The sequence below is a fragment of the Terriglobus roseus DSM 18391 genome (assembly GCF_000265425.1).
GTDB lineage: Bacteria > Acidobacteriota > Terriglobia > Terriglobales > Acidobacteriaceae > Terriglobus > Terriglobus roseus.
The window spans coordinates 1,791,231-1,806,177 of sequence record NC_018014.1 but is presented as its reverse complement, the minus strand read 5'-3'; the positions used below and the strand labels follow the sequence as shown (position 1 = coordinate 1,806,177).

The following is a 14,947-nucleotide window of genomic DNA, read 5'->3' as shown; positions in this document are numbered from 1 at the left end:
CGCCGCTCTACATCAAGTAAATGTGCCGGAAAAGATACCCCTGTCGCCGCCGTTTCCGCACGACACACTGAATCCGGTACCGCATGAACACTGGACGCTTCGCATCGACGTCACGCAGCCGGTATAGTCTTGCCGAAAGGACGCTGCCGCTATTCTCTGGCGACATCACTTCCAGGTTGCTATCCTTCGCGTGCCTATGCCGTTCCTGCTACAGCTCGGAGCCGTCTGCTGCATACTGTTCGCTATCGCCGCAGTCCTGTGGTGGCGCGTCTTCAAGCGCGCCGCAACCCGCTCCACGAAGGACAAGCGAACCGCTCAGCGCAAGACCAAACCACATCCACGCCTCGACCTCGCCGCGGGCATCGTCGCATCCTCCCAGGCAGTGCACAACGCCCCGCGCCGCCAGGGCGTTCAGCCTCCGCAAAAGCTCGAGGCCTCTGCTCGCTCGAAAGCAGCCGACGCTGACCTTCCCCGCAGACCCGACTGGGCTTATTACAACCAGGACAACGGCGACCTCAGCGATCCGGAGCCGGGTGGCACACCCGCCGGCGGCGTACAGCGTCCAACGGGATCCCTCTCCCGGCCCGAACGCTAGCGCAATTCCGAGTGGCTGGTAACAATCTCGGCATGCGGCACAATCTGCCGAAACCGTAGAGTCAAACATCCTCCCTGCCCAACATGACCTCCATACACAATGGCCACGCCAACTGGGCACGCGGCCCATGGCGTCGCATTACAATCAGGAGAGATTCTCTGAGAGGCATACCTGATGTCGCGACTTCTATCCTCCGCTCTGCGCCCGGCACCGCTCGCGGTCAACGGCCGCTCCGCTTCGGCTGACCTGCTGCTCCGCGCTGCGACTGTTGTCGCCGCCAGCCTCTTCGTCGCACTCTGCGCACACATCGCCGTGCCGCTGCCCTTCACACCCGTACCGTTCACGCTGCAACCCTTCGCCGTCATTCTCGTCGGCATGCTGCTTGGACCAACGGCAGGCTTCGCCGCCATGGCGGTCTATCTTGCAGAGGGCGCAGCCGGTCTGCCCGTCTTTACACCCGCAGGCCTGCCCGGCATCGCCCGCCTCATCGGTCCCACCGGCGGCTACCTCTTCGCCTACCCGCTCGCAGCGGCCATCGCAGGCGCTTTGCCCCGCATCGTCAAGTCGCCTCGCTTCGCCGCCTACGCTCTCGGCGGCCTCGCAGCCATGACGCTGATCTACACCTGCGGCGCACTCTGGTTCAGCCACCAGATCGGCGTCAATTTCTCCACGGCGCTCGGCAGCACCGTGCTTCCCTTTGCCCTGTCTGATCTCGTAAAGATCTGCGCCGCCGCCGGCATCACAGCAGCTGTGGCAAAGCGCGCCTGACACGGCCTTCCCTTGAGTCGTCGCGCGTGCGCGAACGTCGAATCCTTAGCATTGCTTTCAAGCAGCAACAGAAGGGCAACACACGTACATGAGCACCACAACCAACGACGTGCAAGAGATCAAGATCGCGCACAGCCCCGACTCCGACGACGCCTTCATGTTCTACGGCCTTGCAACTAATAAGGTCCGCGTCCCCGGCTACAAATTCACGCACGTCCTCACGGACATCGAGACGCTGAATCAGCGCGCCATCCACGATCCGTACTACGACGTCACAGCGATCAGCTTCCACGCCTACCCCTACCTGCAGGAGAACTACGCGCTGATGGCGTGTGGCGGCTCCGTGGGCGACGGCTACGGTCCCATGATCGTCTCGCCTCGCAAGTACACGCTGGATGAAGTGAAGAAGCTGAAGATCGCCGTTCCCGGCAACATGACGACCGCGTATCTCACGTTGAAGCTCTTCGCACCGGACGTTGAAACCGTCACCGTACCCTTCGACGAGATCATCCCGAAGGTCGTCGCAGGCGAGTTCGACGCAGGCCTCATCATCCACGAAGGCCAGCTCACCTACGGCGACAACGGTCTGCACAAGATCCTGGACATGGGTGTGTGGTGGCGCGACGAAACCGGCGGGCTGCCTCTGCCGCTCGGCGGCAACGCCATCCGGCGTTCGCTCGGTGCCGAGTCGATGAAGATCACCACCCAGGCCCTGCGCGACAGCATCCAGCACGCACTCGATCACCGTCCGGCAGCACTCGAGTACGCCATGCAGTTCGCACGCGACCTCGACCCGGCACTCGCCAACAAGTTCGTCGGCATGTACGTCAACGAGCGCACCCTGAACTACGGCGACGACGGCCGCATCGCGATCCAGAAGCTGCTCGACATGGGCTACGAACGCGGCGTCATCCCGATGAAGTCCAAAGTCGACTTCATAGACTAATCGCGTCGCATCATTCATAAGCGCGATTCAACGAAAAGGCCACCGGTAACGGTGGCCTTTCATTCTTAGCGGGTGCCCCACGTCTCGCTTCTGAGACGTGGGATCGGCGAGTCACGAAACCTAAAAGACCGCAATATCCAACCCAAGATCCAGCGCCCGCACACTATGCGTAAGCGCTCCAACCGAGATCACATCCACACCAGTCTCAGCAATCTCACGAATGCGACCCAGTGTTATCCCGCCGCTAGCCTCTATCAAAGCCCGCCCGGCAATCTGCGCCACGGCATCCCGCATCGCATCCGTGCTGAAGTTGTCGAGCATGATCGTATCGACACCACCCGCAAGCACCGGCTCGATCTGGTCCGGACGATCCACCTCAACCTCAACATGCGTCGTGTGCGGCAGACGTTTACGAGCCGCCAGCAAGGCCTCTGTCAACGACAGCGAACCACTCTCCGCCACGATAGCCAGGTGATTGTCCTTAGCCATCACAGCGTCTGACAACGAGAACCGATGGTTCCAGCCGCCGCCGCACCGCACCGCATACCGCTCAAACTGCCGCAGCCCCGGCGTGGTCTTGCGTGTGTCCACAATGCGTGCCTTCGTCCCCGTAGTCTGCGCGACATAGCGAGCCGTCATCGTGGCAATGCCCGACAACCGCTGCGTAAAGTTCAACGCAACCCGCTCACCGCGCAACACACCGCGCGCCGGTCCGGTGATCGAAGCAAGTGTCTGCCCTGCAGAGAACTGCGAAGCATCCTCCACCGCAAACTCCACCACGATGCCCGAATCGCACATCACCATCGCTGCAGCAAAGATCTCGGCGCCGCACAAGACGCCATCCTCACGTGCGACCAACTGCGCCGTCACCAGAGCATCGGCAGGGATCAATGTCTCGGAAGTGATGTCGCCCCAGGGCGCATCCTCGTCCAGCGCCATGCGGACGACGCGCTCGATCAGTTCAGGCGACAGACTCACTGCGCCTGCCCCGTCGGAGCAGCCACCGGACTCAGACTCAACATCCGCTCCAGCGCAATCCGGGCCGGTACAGCAACGCTCTCCGGCACCGTGATGCGATTGACAATCTCACCACGCTCCAAAGCCTCAAGAACCCAGGCCAGGTAGCTCGGATGGATCCGATACATCGTCGAGCACGGGCAGATGATCGAGTCAAGGCAGACGATTGTGTGCTCAGGATGCTCGCTCGCCAGCCGCTGCACCATATTGATCTCGGTGCCGATGGCAAACACGCCACCCGGCGCTGCCGCCTCGATCGCCTTCTTGATGTAGTCGGTAGAACCGTACTCATCCGCAGCCTGCACCACCTCGATCGGGCACTCAGGATGCACGATCACGCGAACTCCCGGATGCCGATGACGAGCATGCTTGATCTGCTCCACCGTGAAGCGCTTGTGCACCGAGCAGAAGCCATGCCACAGGATCACGCGAGCATCACCCATCAGCGCCTCGCTGTTACCGCCCAGGTGCTGCTCCGGCTGCCACACCGGCATCTGCTCCAAAGGAATCCCCATCGCAAAGGCGGTGTTGCGGCCAAGATGCTGATCCGGGAAGAACAACACACGCTGCCCGCGCGCAAACGCCCAGTCCAGCACCCGCGTCGCATTCGACGACGTGCACACAATGCCGCCATGCTCTCCGCAGAAAGCCTTCAGCGCGGCAGAAGAGTTCATGTACGTCACCGGGATCACGGGCACACGGCCGTCCGCATCGGGTTCCGTGCCATACAGAGCCGCAAGCTCATCCCAGCAATCCTGAACGCTGTCCAGGTCGGCCATGTCCGCCATCGAACATCCGGCAGCCAGGTTCGGCAGGATCACCGCCTGATCGTCCCGCGAGAGCATGTCGGCCGTCTCGGCCATGAAATGGACACCGCAGAAGACGATCGCCTCCGCCTTCGGCCTTGTTTTTGCCGCCTGGGCGAGTTGAAAACTGTCACCGACAAAATCAGCGTACTGAATCGTTTCATCCCGCTGATAAAAGTGCCCCAAGAGCACCACTTTTTCGCCCAGTGAGTGCCGCGCAGCACGGATCCGCAGATCCAGTTCCGCAGCCGAAGCCTGGCGGTATTCCCGCGGTATGACACCCTGAACAGGCGATCCCGTCGGCAAATGGTCCCGCTGCGAAGCGCCAGGCCCATAGCCCGGCTGCACATCGTTCTCCCAAGGATCATCAGCAAGAGCCGAAGAACAACTACTACCTTGCTGCTCGCCAATGCGAATCAACTGGATGGTGCGGTCAACCGATGCCAACGTCCACTCCCTGTCCGCTTGCGGTGTCACTCGCGACCTACGCTGCGGGAACATGTCGCCAAGTCCTAAGGATAAATCCTTCTGCGGATCAGATGCTCGTCCCGCCCCGCTGGACGCGACTTCTACTGAGGTCTCCTCAAGCCGCTTTGCTTAAAAGCTTCTTCTGCTGCAATAAATTCACAAGTGCTTGTTCTTCCCTTCGCAGAGCAGCGCTATGCTCTTCGATCGCTTTGCGCTCATGCGCTATCTCGCGTTCGATCTCCTTCTTCGCATCAGCCGACGAGATGTTGCCCAGATATCGCTCCAGCACGACCGGATGCACGTAGCACTTACGGCAGACGCTGGGCGTGTTGCCGAGCTTCGCAGCTACTTGAGCGATCGCCTGCACCACGTTTTTCTTCGCCTCCGTGATCGATGAAGCAGGCTCGAACTCACTCAGCAGGTCACAGCAAAGCACCGAGCCCGCCCACGTACGAAAGTCCTTCGCGGTGAAGTGTTCGCCGGTCACCTCGCGCAGATAATCATTCACCGCCTGCGAGTCGATGGAGTGCGGGTTGCCGTCCTCATCGACATACTGAAAAAGATCATGCCCCGGTAGATCGGAGCACTGCTTCACGATGCGCGCGATACGCTTATCGGCGAGATCGATCGTATGGTGAACGCGGCTCTTGCCCTGGAAGCTGAAGCGCACTGTTGCCCCGTGCACATCGACATGCTTCGTGCGCATGGTCGTCAGGCCGTAGCTCTTATTCGTGCGGGCATACTCTTCATTGCCCACGCGGATGTGCGTCTCTTCCATCAGCCGTACAACGGTCGCCAGCACCTTCTCGCGTGGCAAGCCGCCGCGTGCCATATCTTCCGCCACGCGCTTACGAATGCCGGGCAGCGACTTGGCGAAGTGCGCCATCCGCTCGTATTTCGTCTCGTCGCGGACCTCGCGCCAGTGCGGATGGTACCTGCTCTGCTTCCGTCCGCGCGCATCGCGACCGGTGCATTGCAGGTGTCCGTTCGCGTGCGGTGTGATCCAAACATCGGTCCATGCCGGCGGAATCACGAGCGACTTGATGCGTGCCAGCGCAGTCTTGTCGCGCACCACCTTGCCATCCGGTCCGACGAACCGGAAGCTATCACCGTGCTTTATGCGATGCATGCCCGGCTGACGGTCGGAGACGTAGCGAAGTCCCGCTGCGCGGGCCGCTTCCTCGGGATCGAGGACGATCTCTGCAGCAATTGGACGGGGCTTTTTCGTGGACTTTGCGTGGGGGGCAGCTGCACGTGTACTCATCGCAGGAATGGGATGCGATTGGACGCAATCGCGTCCTCTGCCACGCTGACGCTATCAACGTGATCGCGTTTTCGTATGATGGCGTTACACCCGTCCCAACCGGAAAGGCCAGCTTGCCCAACAGCACCATCGCGCGCATCGAGCATTACTTCGACTTCAGCGGACTCGGCGCCACGTGGCGTACCGAGATCCTTGCAGGCCTGACCACGTTTCTGACGATGGCTTACATCATCTTCGTCAATCCGGCGATCCTGTCGAAGACGGGCATGCCCATCGCTGCGGTCACGGCTGCAACGTGTCTGTGCGCGGCCTTTGGGTCCATCCTGATGGGCGTGCTGGCGCGCTATCCGCTGGCTCTTGCGCCGGGCATGGGCCTGAACGCGTACTTCACCTACACGGTCTGCCTGAAGATGCATATCCCGTGGCAGACCGCGCTGGGCGCGGTCTTTCTCTCCGGAGTGATCTTCCTAGCACTGACCTTCGGCGGCATCCGTCAACTGCTCGTCGAAGCGATCCCGCGGGAGCTGCACGCTTCCGTGGCCGGTGGCGTTGGTCTCTTCATCGCCTTCATCGGCCTGATCGAGACGGGCATCGTCGTGCGCGATCCGGACACCGTTGTTGCGCTTGGCAACCTGCGCGCGCCGGGCACCATGCTGGCGCTCTTTGGCCTGTTGCTGATCGCCGTGCTGCAGATGCTGAAGATCCGCGCCTCCATCCTCATCGGCATCGTAGGCACGCTACTGACGGGCTACATCTTCGGCCAGGTGCACTGGACACCGCAGCACTTCAACCTGCATGAACTCACCGCGACCGCTGGCAAGCTCGACATCCGAGGCGCACTGCACACAGGCGCGCTCGAGATCATCTTTGTCTTCCTCTTCGTCGACCTGTTCGACAATGTGGGGACGCTGGTCGCTGTCACGAAGAAAGCAGGCCTGATCACCGACGATGCGAAGATCCCACGGCTGTCGAAGATCTTCTTTGCAGACGCCACCGCTACCATCGTCGGATCACTTACAGGCACCAGCACCGTGTGCTCTTACATTGAGTCGTCCGCAGGCGTCGCAGCGGGAGGGCGCACCGGGATTCCGGCGATCGTCACCGGCATCTGCTTCTTCCTGTCGCTCTTCCTTGCACCGCTGGTTGGACCGATTCCCAGCGCCGCGACTGCGCCAGCGTTGATCATCGTGGGCGCGCTGATGCTCGGGTCCATCGCAGAGGTTGACTGGGCCGATGCCACCGTCGCCATCCCCGCGTTCCTTACGCTGGTGATGATCCCGCTGACTTACTCAATTGCAAATGGCCTCGGTATTGGCATCAGCAGCTTCGCACTGCTGCGCCTCTTCAGCGGCAAGGCCACGCGGCACGACTGGTTATTATTCGTGCTGGCCGCTCTGTTCATTGCGCGGTTTGCTTTCCTCTCGCGCGGTTAGTCGACATGGTCTCAGCGCGGACCACCCCCCCCGTTTTTCCCGTAAAAATTAGATAACAAAGGGGTTGAGTTCCGACACTTCCGCTAAAAATTTGATTCTAAAAGACTTATACGCAAAAATTAGATAACAAAGGACTTAGCCGTGGAAACGCGAAAGGGAGAGCCCGTAGGCTCTCCCTTTGCTTCTGCTTTTATTGTATCGGGCGTGTCAACTACTTCCCCTGCTTGATGTCCCAAGCGACGACCTGCTTCAGTGTCTCGTACGGCACGCCACCCAGCGGCATCAAGTGTCCGTTCACAGCGATCATGGGTGTCTGGTCCACACCGATCTTGTCGGCCAGAGCGATCTGCGCATCCAGCTTCGCCTTCGCTGCGGGCGATGCGGCGCATGTGGCTACCGAGGCCGGATCAGCACCTGCGGCCTTCACCGCATTGGTCAGCGTCGTCTCCCCAAGCTGATCGGTCAGTGACTCCTGATGGTCGAATACATCCTTGATGTAGACAAAGAAGGCGGGATCGCCCTTGGCTGCGGCGACGCAGTTGCCCATGGCCGCTGCCTTATAGGCGAAGGGGTGAATCTGCGTCAACGGATAGTTCTGGAAGACGACGCGCGCCTCCGGAAAGTCCTTGCGCAACTGATCCATCGTTGGCCCGGCTTCCTTGCAGTGCGGGCACTGCAGGTCGGCAAACTCCACGAGCAGCAGCTTCTTCGATGCGGAACCCTCAGCGGGACCATTTGCCTCGGCATCGAGCAGCTTCGCATTATCTTCAAAGGGCTTCGCTCCGAAGCGGAAGACTGTATCTGCAATGGCGTACTTACCGTCGGGCGTGACGAAGAAGCGAACACTTTCCACCTTGTTGCCCTGGCTCTTGTCCGCGACGAAGATCGTCACCTTGCTGACGCCGGGCGCGGCGGTCTTCTGCACGGCTTCGACGCGCCACGTGCGGTTGATGTCGTAGCCCCAGATCGCCTTCAGGAACGCATCGACGTCGGCCGCTGTGGGCGACGGTGCGTCAAAGAATTTGGGGTTCACGGGCGGAAACGGATCCGCAGCGGGCGCGGCCGTTTGGGCGAAAGACACAGCTCCAGCAAAGAGCGCCAGTGCGCCGGCAAGGGTGGCAAGAGAGTTGATTCGCATGATCCCGTCTATTTTCTCACCCGCAGAACTTAGGGACGGACCTTGGCTGCCAACGGAAAGCGGCGCCCCGTGCCGAAGCTCTTCGCCGTCACCTTAAGAACCGGAGCAGCCTGCTGCCGCTTGTACTCGCTGCGCTCCACGAGCCGCAGCAGATGATCGACACGCTCCAGCTCGACACCGAGTGATTCTGCAATCTGTTCGGCCGACTCGTACCGCTCGACATAAGCTTTCAAGATCGGATCGAGCACTTCATAGGGAGGCAGCGAGTCGGTGTCCTTCTGGTCGGGACGCAACTCCGCGCTGGGCGGCTTGCTGATGGTGCTCTCTGGTATAACCTCGCGCTCGCGGTTGGCGTAGCGGGCCAGTTCGTAGACCCGTGTCTTCCACACGTCTCCGATGACCGCGAGCGCGCCGACCATGTCGCCGTAGAGCGTGCAGTAACCGACCGACATCTCGCTCTTATTGCCAGTGGTCAGAACCAGGTGCCCGAACTTGTTCGACAGGCTCATCAGCAACGTTCCGCGAATGCGAGCCTGCATGTTTTCTTCTGCCAGGCCGAAGGGCGTCCCTGCGAAGAGAGGATTGAGGCTGCGCGCCATGGCATCGACGGTGTCACGAATGGCGACGACCTCGAAGCGGATGCCAAGGTTCTGCGCCAGTTCACGAGCGTCGTCCACCGATCCGGTCGAGGAGAACTCGCTTGGCATACCGATCCCGAGGACGTTCTCCGCGCCCAGTGCGTCCACTGCGATCGCAGCGACCACGGCCGAGTCGATACCGCCGCTGAGGCCCAGCAATACCTTGCTGAAGCGGCACTTTCGGACGTAGTCGCGCACCCCAAGAACGAGTGCGTTCCAAGCGGCCTCTGGACCGTCCTGAGGTAAGGCAGTTGCGCCGCTACTCGGAAGGTTTGCAGTGTCGAAGAGGACAAGGTCTTCTTCGAAGCTCTTCGCGGCAAGGATTGTCTCACCGTGGGTATCCACGGCAAACGATGCGCCGTCGAAGATCAGGCTGTCATTGCCGCCAACCTGCCCCACCATGGCCGCGGGAACAGCGTGACGCTTTGCGATGGCGCCGATCATGCGGCGGCGCACAGCCTGCTTCCCTTCCCAATACGGCGAAGCGGAGAGGTTCAACATCACCGTCGGTTTACGGCCAGCCAGAGTGCAGGTCATCAGGCGCTCGACAGGATCGTTCTCATAGAGACGTTCGGGCCAGAATCCCTTGTCGTTCCAGGCGTCTTCACAGATGCTGATCGCCAGCACCTGATCGCCGAAGGCTACGAGTGACTGGGATGTAGCCGGCTGGAAGTATCGCTGCTCGTCGAAGACGTCGTAGAACGGCAGCAGCATCTTCGTCTGCACAAACTTCACTGCGCCGTCGAAGCACAGCGCGGCAACGTTCCGCGCGCGCTTGCCCGGCCGTAGCTCGGACCGTCGAATCGTGCCGCACAGGATCCCGGGCATGTCAGACTGTCCCGTAGCAGCGGCAACTTCCTGCAGAGCAGCTTCTGCGCGATCCAGGAAGTTGTCGTCCTCGATCAGGTCCTGCGGCGGATAGCCAGGGATCGCAAGCTCCGGGAAGACGACGAGCTCGGCGCCCAGGGAAGCGGCACGCTGTGCCGTAGCCAGAATGTGTTTGGTGTTCCGGGCAAAATCGCCGACGGTAGGATTCAACTGCGCGAGAGCAATCTTCACAAGACCATTTTATGGCTTGCGCTGGAGAACGACGCTTTAGGTGCCAGTGCCGCCCAGGACGACGCTCACCGTACGGATCAGGATCTTGAGGTCAAGCCACAGATTCCAGTTCTCAACGTAGGCCGTATCAAGCGAGATGTAGCTGTCGAACGATGGGTCCTGCCGCGCTTCCACCTGCCACAAGCCAGTGATACCGGGCAGAACGTCCAGCCGGCGCAGATGCGCCAGGTCATAGCGCTCCACCTCGGAGGCGATCGGCGGCCGCGGGCCTACCAGGCTCATGTCGCCACGGAGGACATTGAAGAACTGCGGAATCTCATCGAGCGAATACTTGCGCAGGACGCTGCCAACAGTAGTGATGCGCGGATCGTTCGTGACCTTGAACAGAATGCCGTCGCGCTCGTTCATGTGTTCGAGTTGCGCCTTGAGTTCGTCGGCGTTCTGCACCATGGTGCGGAACTTCATGCAATCGAAGGTACGGCCCTTGCGGCCAATGCGGCGTGCCTTGTAGACGATGGGACCGTTCGAGTTGAGACGCACCGCAATCGCAATTCCCAGGATGAGAGGGCTGAGCACCGTCAACGCAAGGCTGGAGATGGTGATGTCCATCACGCGCTTCACCATGAACGATCCGATGGGGAAATCGCGACGGTGGAGAGGGATCGTCGGGAATTGACCGATGTACTCGACGGGTGCGTTCCAGGCCAGACCATCGTAGAGATCGGGAACGACGCGGACATCGATGCCCAGTTCACGAGCCTCATTGACCAGTGCGATTACCATCTTCTTCTCTGCCGGAACGGAGAAAAAGATTTCGTCGATGAAGAGGGCGCGGGCAAGCGCCAGGCAGTTCTTTACATCGCCCACGATGTCGGCATCGCCGCTCTCCGCCTCCTGCTCCGTTAATGAGACGAAACCGCGAAAGCGGAAGCCAAGGTGGCGCAGAGACTCCAGGTGGTTGCGAAGTGCGTGCGCAACGCGGCCTGAACCGATGATGAGCACATTGCGTGTATCCAGGCCCTCGCGGTAACGCGTGTAGACCATGGAGCGCCAGAGGGCCCGGCGTGCACAGATCATCGCGCCGGTCAGCAGCACGGAAAGAATCACTACGATGCGGGACACTGCCTCACCGCGCGAGAGGTAGATGGTTCCGCAGAGGATGAGGCCGGAGACAAGCGTCGCCTGCAGCGTCATCCGCTGCTCATTGAGGCCGCTTCGATTTTGGATCGGACCGTATAGCCCGTAAGAGCGTGTGAAGAAAACGAGGCATGCGGCGAACCACGCCATGTACGCGCCGAAGCTGCTCCACAGGCCAGCCAACAGGTCTTCGTTGGTCAAGGCACCGCTGGCGTCGGCAACATCCAGACGGAAGCGGGTTGCGATTATGCACGCGATGAGAGTTGTAATCACATCGAGAACGGACCACGCGGCGCTAACGAACGATGGCCGCTCCAACACGCCGGACGCGCTCGAGCCGGTGCGCAGCGGAGGCCGACTGGTTCGCCGGCTGCCCATCACATCCTCTTGTGCGAAATCCCGTGCTTGCATAAACACCTTTTAAGCCGCGTGCTCAGCCGTCCCGTAAACCGGGTGGCATGAGGCAGTTAACTTGTTAGCTGGTGCCTGAGAGAGAGGTTTGCCACCGTGGTCCCGGGGAGCCCGGTGACGTTTTTCTGGGGCTGCTTTTTCACGAGCATATCGCAGGTTTGAAGGATTCCTGCGGATTCTATGCAATGAATTGCAACTTCGATTCCTAAAATGGGAACATATTTTCTCTAGCTTAGAAGCCGCGCATTTGAATTTGGATGCAAATGAGTTTCGATAATGCCAAAATAGTGCGCCTCCGTGCCGCATAGGAGGGGGTTTCGCATGGGGCGTATAAACTTCGCAGATGGCTTCCCACCCCCCGTCGCCTGTGCGACTGATCGTCAACGCAGATGACTTCGGTCTGACCGACGGCGTGAACCGTTCGATTGCAGAGCTGGCCTCGACCGGCGCACTCTCCTCTGCGACGCTCATGGCGAATGGGCGGGCCTTCGAGGACGCCATCGCCCGCGGGGTGCGACGCATGGGGTGTCACGTCGTACTGGTAGATGGCGTGCCCGTATCTCCAGCATCCGAGGTCCCGACGCTGGTGGACACTGGCGGGCGGCTTCAGACATCGCTGCTTCGCTTTGTTGCAGATCTCTACCTTGGTCGCATCTCTGAGAAGCAGATAGAGACTGAGGCTGTGGCGCAGATTACTCGCCTGCAACAGGCCGGCGTAACCGTGACTCACGTCGACACCCATAAGCACACGCACCTGTTCCCCCGCGTAGCGCTGCCTGTCATGCGTGCGGCCATGCGCTGCGGCGTGCCGGCCATCCGCAACCCGTTTGAGCAGGCCTGGTCCGCAAGGCTGACGCGCGGAGCACTTCTGCGAAAGCTTGAAGTAGCGGCGCTGCGGAGGTTCGCGAGCACCTTTCACAAGCTACGCCGCGCCGCGGGACTAAAAACTACCGATGGTTCCATCGGTGTCTCCGCCACGGGCCATCTGGATGCGGCTACACTTCGGCGCCTGCTGGAGGCTGCTACCGCCGGGACGTGGGAGTTGGTCTGCCATCCGGGCTACAACGACACCGATCTGGCCCAGGTGAAGACGCGTCTTCGCACCACGCGCGACACGGAACGCGAGGCACTGCTTCAGCAGATTCCGCAGGCGGTTCGTGAGGGCCGAATCGAGCTCATCAGCTTCGCCGACCTTTAAAGGCTAGCGGCGTGGCTCGCCGCGGCCGCCCGCCAGATCGGTACTGTCTACGATCGGCATTTCCAGCGTGATGCGTGTGCCCCGACCCGGCCGACTCTCCATCTCCATGACGGCATCGGCGCCGTACAGCACTTCCATGCGCTCGCGCACGTTCTTCATGCCGATACCGGTGCTGGGACGGACGAGGCCGCTGCCGCTGTGCAGGGGGCGTTCCGGCGCCACACCCACGCCGTCGTCCTCCACTTCCAGCAGCAGCCGCTGTCCACGAACGCGACTGCGCAGCGTGACCGTGCCGCCGCTGATGCGCGGCTCCAGTCCGTGCTTGATGCTGTTCTCAATCAACGGCTGCAGAAGCATGCTGGGAACGACCAGATCCAGTGTCTCCGGCGCAATTTCCTTCACCACACGCAGCTTCTCGCCGAAGCGCACGACTTCGATCCCCAGGTAGTCGTCCGTAAAGGCAAGCTCATCGCGGAACGGCACGAACGCCTCGCGCGTCCTGAGGAGGATGCGCAGGATGTTTGCGAGGCGGTTCACCATCTCTCGCGCCATGTCGGGTTCCACGCGAATGAGCGAGCCGATGGAGTTGAGCGTGTTGAAGAGGAAGTGGGGATTGATCTGGCGCTGCAGGGCGTCCAGCCTGGCCTCGAGCAGTAGGCGTGCCTGCTGTTCCAGCTTGTCTTCAATGCGGATGGCGTTCCAGATCTTGAGTGGAATCCCCACCAGTACTGGCGTGGCAGCGCAGATTGCGAGCTGCAGCAGCCAGACATTCGAACCCAGGCTGAAGTAACGGTGGGGGTAGAATTCTGCGATCTCACTTGCCGCCAGTTGCAGAAGCGCAATGATGAGCAGCAGGAAGACCTGCCGGTCGAGGTGCGGGCGGCGCAGATTGCGGCGCACCCAGCGGTACAGGCTGAGGTCGATCATGGGCGAGAAGGACCAGATCGCCTCCACGTCCACAAATCGGTAAAAGAGGCCGGAGACAGCGGCTGCCATCAGGTTCACAGGAAGCGACAGATATTCGCGATGCAGCATCGCCGGTAGCGAGAGGGCGATTGCACCCACGGATGCCATGGGCGTTCCGACGATGATGCCGAGCAGGATCACCGTCGCCAGGGAGATGTCCGCAGCGAGGAAGTTTGGCACGACCGCGCGGATCCAGACACCCAGAACCAGCGGTGCACAGATCAGGGCTACCAGCTTCAGGCGATCGGAGGGCGAGCGTTCCGGCGCCAGCAGCAGCCGCCGGAAGAGTGTCGAGCGCGCCAGCGAGCTGGAGACCGCCGCAGCGACGCCCAACTGAACCAGCAACGAAATGAGGACCAGCTTTGGCTCGACGGGGTGCACGGTTCTACTGTACGTCGCCGGGCACTGCCTGCATCCGTGCGCTCAGTCCGGCATCTATAGAATGACGTTATGCAATACAGCCGGGTTGAGAAAATTGCCGAAGCCGACCTGCCCACACGCTGGGGCAGCTTCCGCATTCTTGGCTTCGAAGGCCACCTGCCCCCCGGTGCAACACCCGGGCCCATGGGTAAGACCGTCGAAGAAGCCGTCGCGCTTGTCTACGGCGACTGCAGCGATGGGAACTGTAATGGCAAGACGCCCATTGTGCGAGTGCACTCACAGTGCCTTACCGGCGATGTCTTTCATTCGCTGCGGTGCGACTGCCGACAGCAGCTTGAGCTGGCGCTGGATACCATCACGGCGCACGGCGCAGGCATCCTGATCTATGAGGCGCAAGAGGGTCGTGGCATCGGCCTGATGGCGAAGCTGCGCGCTTACGAATTGCAGGATCAGGGTCGTGACACGATCCAGGCCAACGAGGATCTGGGCTACCGCTCAGACCACCGGGACTTCACGTTGCCGGCGGAGATTCTCAAGCAGCTTGGAGTGAAGGCCGTTCGCCTGATCACGAACAATCCGGAGAAGGTGCAGGCGATGGAAAACGCCGGCATCAAGGTAGTGGAACGGATCAGCGCCGAAGTCGCTGCGGAACTCACGAGCCAGAAGTATCTGGAAGTGAAGCGGGACAAGATGGGCCACCTGATTGGCTCACTCCTGTAGCT

The 14,947-nt window shown here is 61.0% G+C and carries 13 protein-coding genes; 6 read left to right on the top strand and 7 right to left on the bottom strand.

Features of this window, described 5'->3' with window-relative positions; translation table 11 throughout:
- Positions 1-196 precede the first annotated feature (196 nt).
- The 3 genes from TERRO_RS07510 (at position 197) to TERRO_RS07500 (ending at position 2,309) form a co-directional block, all read left to right on the top strand.
- A complete protein-coding gene (locus tag TERRO_RS07510) occupies positions 197-595 on the top strand; it encodes a hypothetical protein (protein ID WP_014785399.1) in 399 nt (132 codons plus the stop codon).
- A gap of 174 nt (positions 596-769) precedes the next feature.
- On the top strand, positions 770-1,363 hold the full coding sequence (locus tag TERRO_RS07505; RefSeq protein ID WP_014785398.1) for a biotin transporter BioY: 594 nt from the start codon (positions 770-772) through the stop codon (positions 1,361-1,363).
- 88 nt (positions 1,364-1,451) lie between these two features.
- Entirely contained in the window at positions 1,452-2,309 is an 858-nt protein-coding gene (locus tag TERRO_RS07500; protein WP_014785397.1) for a menaquinone biosynthesis family protein, read from the top strand.
- A 120-nt stretch (positions 2,310-2,429) separates the two neighbouring features.
- Here the strand turns inward: TERRO_RS07500 and nadC are convergent, their stop codons facing one another.
- The 3 genes from nadC to TERRO_RS07485 all read right to left on the bottom strand — a co-directional run bounded on the left by nadC (position 2,430) and on the right by TERRO_RS07485 (position 5,864).
- Positions 2,430-3,287, bottom strand: coding sequence for a carboxylating nicotinate-nucleotide diphosphorylase (gene nadC, locus TERRO_RS07495; protein WP_014785396.1), 858 nt, complete (start codon positions 3,285-3,287; stop codon positions 2,430-2,432).
- On the bottom strand, positions 3,284-4,579 hold the full coding sequence (gene nadA / locus TERRO_RS07490; RefSeq protein ID WP_041592506.1) for a quinolinate synthase NadA: 1,296 nt from the start codon (positions 4,577-4,579) through the stop codon (positions 3,284-3,286). Before nadA ends, nadC begins: the two co-directional genes overlap by 4 nt.
- Before the next feature lie 136 nt (positions 4,580-4,715).
- Complete coding sequence (locus TERRO_RS07485) at positions 4,716-5,864, bottom strand: DNA topoisomerase IB (protein WP_014785394.1); 1,149 nt, start codon at positions 5,862-5,864, stop codon at positions 4,716-4,718.
- On the opposite strand from TERRO_RS07485, the gene TERRO_RS07480 reads away from it, so the two are divergent.
- The gene (locus tag TERRO_RS07480) at positions 5,855-7,297 is read left to right on the top strand and encodes an NCS2 family permease (protein WP_245536245.1); all 1,443 of its coding nucleotides are present in this window, start codon (positions 5,855-5,857) and stop codon (positions 7,295-7,297) included. The two genes, TERRO_RS07485 and TERRO_RS07480, sit on opposite strands and share 10 nt — an antisense overlap.
- A gap of 211 nt (positions 7,298-7,508) precedes the next feature.
- On the opposite strand, the gene TERRO_RS07475 is transcribed toward TERRO_RS07480, so the two are convergent.
- From TERRO_RS07475 to TERRO_RS07465, 3 genes are read right to left on the bottom strand one after another with little or no spacing between them, the layout of a single operon-like run.
- Entirely contained in the window at positions 7,509-8,435 is a 927-nt protein-coding gene (locus TERRO_RS07475; RefSeq protein ID WP_014785392.1) for a thioredoxin domain-containing protein, read from the bottom strand.
- A 29-nt stretch (positions 8,436-8,464) separates the two neighbouring features.
- Complete coding sequence (locus TERRO_RS07470) at positions 8,465-10,132, bottom strand: NAD+ synthase (protein WP_014785391.1); 1,668 nt, start codon at positions 10,130-10,132, stop codon at positions 8,465-8,467.
- 36 nt (positions 10,133-10,168) lie between these two features.
- Positions 10,169-11,647, bottom strand: a complete 1,479-nt coding sequence (locus tag TERRO_RS07465) for a sugar transferase (RefSeq protein WP_014785390.1) — start codon at positions 11,645-11,647, stop codon at positions 10,169-10,171.
- Positions 11,648-12,023: 376 nt separating this feature from the next.
- Between TERRO_RS07465 and TERRO_RS07460 the strand changes: the two genes are divergently transcribed.
- Positions 12,024-12,878, top strand: coding sequence for a ChbG/HpnK family deacetylase (locus tag TERRO_RS07460; protein ID WP_014785389.1), 855 nt, complete (start codon positions 12,024-12,026; stop codon positions 12,876-12,878).
- 3 nt (positions 12,879-12,881) lie between these two features.
- Here TERRO_RS07460 and TERRO_RS07455 read toward each other — a convergent pair whose 3' ends face one another.
- On the bottom strand, positions 12,882-14,225 hold the full coding sequence (locus TERRO_RS07455; RefSeq protein WP_014785388.1) for a sensor histidine kinase: 1,344 nt from the start codon (positions 14,223-14,225) through the stop codon (positions 12,882-12,884).
- Positions 14,226-14,294: 69 nt separating this feature from the next.
- Between TERRO_RS07455 and ribA the strand changes: the two genes are divergently transcribed.
- Positions 14,295-14,945: a GTP cyclohydrolase II gene (gene ribA / locus TERRO_RS07450; protein ID WP_014785387.1), complete on the top strand. Its 651-nt coding sequence runs from the start codon at positions 14,295-14,297 to the stop codon at positions 14,943-14,945.
- Positions 14,946-14,947: the final 2 nt, after the last annotated feature.